Annotated in this window: 4 protein-coding genes; 3 read left to right on the top strand and 1 reads right to left on the bottom strand. The window is 47.9% G+C overall.

Annotated features, from left to right (window positions below; genetic code table 11):
* Both earP and efp read left to right on the top strand, forming a co-directional pair.
* Positions 1-783 (top strand): elongation factor P maturation arginine rhamnosyltransferase EarP (gene earP, locus ACTHUT_RS17895; RefSeq protein WP_440419269.1); only part of this gene is annotated, 783 nt, incomplete at its 5' end.
* A gap of 42 nt (positions 784-825) precedes the next feature.
* Positions 826-1,386: an elongation factor P gene (efp, locus tag ACTHUT_RS17890; protein ID WP_063068768.1), complete on the top strand. Its 561-nt coding sequence runs from the start codon at positions 826-828 to the stop codon at positions 1,384-1,386.
* Positions 1,387-1,445: 59 nt separating this feature from the next.
* Here the strand turns inward: efp and ACTHUT_RS17885 are convergent, their stop codons facing one another.
* Entirely contained in the window at positions 1,446-2,045 is a 600-nt protein-coding gene (locus tag ACTHUT_RS17885; protein ID WP_250600774.1) for an MlaC/ttg2D family ABC transporter substrate-binding protein, read from the bottom strand.
* 165 nt (positions 2,046-2,210) lie between these two features.
* On the opposite strand from ACTHUT_RS17885, the gene ACTHUT_RS17880 reads away from it, so the two are divergent.
* The gene (locus ACTHUT_RS17880; RefSeq protein ID WP_440419268.1) at positions 2,211-2,426 is read left to right on the top strand and encodes a tautomerase family protein; all 216 of its coding nucleotides are present in this window, start codon (positions 2,211-2,213) and stop codon (positions 2,424-2,426) included.
* Positions 2,427-2,508 lie beyond the last annotated feature (82 nt).

Below are 2,508 nucleotides of genomic sequence, written 5' to 3'. Positions count from 1 at the left end.
AGGCTGCACTTAATGCCTTCGCCCCAAGCCGGCGGCATACAGAAATACTTTTGGTTTATGGGTTTCAGCGAAAAAAGCGGCGGCCTGCTGCGCGAACGCGATTATGCCGAATCTGCCGGATTTGATACGGAAGCCTTACGCCGACAACTTAAACTTCCCGCCAAAACTGCCCCCGAATGGCTGCTTTTTGGCTATCAAAGCGATATTTGGGCAAAATGGCTGACCATGTGGCAACAGGCCGGCCAACCCATAACCCTGCTGCTGGCAGGTACACAAATCATCGCCAGCCTGAAAAACGGCGGCCTAGTGCCGCAAAATGCCCTGCTTGAAGACGGCGATATGTATCAGAGCGAACACGTTACCCTGATCAAAACCCCTTTTGTCCCCCAACAGAATTTCGATAAACTGCTCAACCTTGCCGACGGCGCCGTCATACGCGGCGAAGACAGCTTTGTTCGCGCCCAGCTTGCCGGAAAACCTTTCTTTTGGCACATCTATCCGCAAGAAGAAAATATCCATCTCGACAAACTGCACGCGTTTTGGGACAAAGCGCATCAGGTTTATCCGGATGTTGTCGCCACGACACACCGCCGCCTTTCCGACGAACTCAACAACGGAGAAGCACTCAGCGACAGCCAGCGCCTGCAGGCATGGCAAACCCTGACGGCACACCAAAACGAATGGCGGCAAAGCGCGGCAAAATGGCGGGACGGACTTTTTGCACAAAAAAGTGCCGTTGAAAAACTTGCCGCCTTTATTTCAAAGCACAAAAAAATACGCTAAAATAACGCGTTTTATTACAACCGATTTGATTGGAAAACTACAATGAAAACAGCACAAGAACTGCGCGCCGGCAACGTATTCATGGTCGGCAACGACCCTATGGTTGTTCAAAAAACCGAATACATCAAAGGTGGTCGCTCTTCCGCCAAAGTCAGCATGAAACTGAAAAACCTGCTGACTGGTGCCGCTTCTGAAACCATTTACAAAGCCGACGACAAATTCGACGTCGTAATCTTGTCCCGCAAAAACTGTACTTACAGCTACTTTGCCGACCCAATGTACGTCTTCATGGACGAAGAATTCAACCAATACGAAATCGAAGCCGACAACATCGGCGACGCGTTGAAATTCATCGTTGACGGCATGGAAGACGTATGCGAAGTCACTTTCTACGAAGGCAACCCAATCTCCGTAGAATTACCTACCATCATCGTTCGCGAAGTTGAATACACCGAGCCTGCCGTTAAAGGCGATACCTCCGGTAAAGTGATGAAAACCGCACGTCTGGTCGGCGGCACTGAAATCCAAGTGATGTCTTACATCGAAAACGGCGACAAAGTCGAAATCGATACCCGTACCGGCGAATTCCGCAAACGTGCTTAATCAGCCCGTAAAACAAAAAGGCCGTCTGAATATTCAGACGGCCTTTTTCTCAATCTGCCTTATTGTTTCTTCAAGCCCTTGGCTTCGACAGTCGCAATCGTACCGTCAATGCCTTTGCTCTTAATCAGCTCACCAAATTGATTTCGGTATACCGTTACCAGGCTGGTACCGTCCACACGGATATTGTAAATCTTATACACGCCGCCGCTTTGGTAAAGCTGGTAGGCCACTTCATACTTGGTGCCTTTTTTGGTCTGAATTTCCGAGAAAACATCAAACTTATTGCCGTTTGCCGTCATCTTCGGCAACAGGCGCACATTCGCATCCGCTGCACCAATCAGTGCAGAATGCGAGTACATCGCAATCACCATGTCTTTAAATGCACGGATAAAATCAGCTTTCTGTTTGGCAGAAAATTCACGCCATGGAGCGCCAACCGCCAAAGCGGAAATACGTTCATAGTCCAAGTAACGGTTAGCATACTGCTCAACCTGTTTCACACGTTGCGCTTCTGTCAAAGACGTATTGCGTGCAATTTTCAACACGGTATCAATGTTCTGCTGCATCTGCTTTTGCGCCGGATGCGTTTCCGCCGCCACATAAGGCGCGGCAATCACCATCGGTGCGGCCACAATCAAAGTCTGAAAAAAACGGTTCATGACGATATCCATCCAAAATAAAACCGCATTGTAAAAACAATCTATTCCAAAAAACTTAATTCTTTGTAAAAGCAGTCATGAGCAATGAAAAATCCTGCAATTAAATTTCAGACGGCCTGATAAAAATAAGATAACATATGAACGCTATTTTAAAAGGAAAAAGCCATGCCCTACGTCAACATCAAAGTAACCGGCGGCAGCGAAGCCCCGAGTGCAGAGCAAAAAGCCGAATTAATCCGCGGCGTTACCGAATTACTCTCACGCGTTCTCAACAAAAATCCTGAGACAACCGTCGTCGTCATTGACGAAATCGATATGGACAACTGGGGCATAGGCGGCAAAAGCTTGACGGTTCGCCGTGCTGAAGCGCGCAATAAGTAAGCTTTGGCCGTCTGAAACCCTTTTAATTTACCCGCAAAAAGAGTACATTTATCCCATTGTCTACAATTTTACGGAACACACA

This window comes from Neisseria sp. P0022.S010, from assembly GCF_051956635.1.
Note: the sequence above shows the minus strand (reverse complement) of the source record. Positions and strands in the feature narration are given on the sequence as shown.

Bases quoted from the DNA above. Each gene is read 5' to 3' on its own strand.
- efp (WP_063068768.1), top strand. From the start codon at position 826: ATGAAAACAGCACAAGAACTGCGCGCCGGCAACGTATTCATGGTCGGC.
- ACTHUT_RS17885 (WP_250600774.1), bottom strand. From the start codon at position 2,045: ATGAACCGTTTTTTTCAGACTTTGATTGTGGCCGCACCGATGGTGATT.
- ACTHUT_RS17880 (WP_440419268.1), top strand. From the start codon at position 2,211: ATGCCCTACGTCAACATCAAAGTAACCGGCGGCAGCGAAGCCCCGAGT.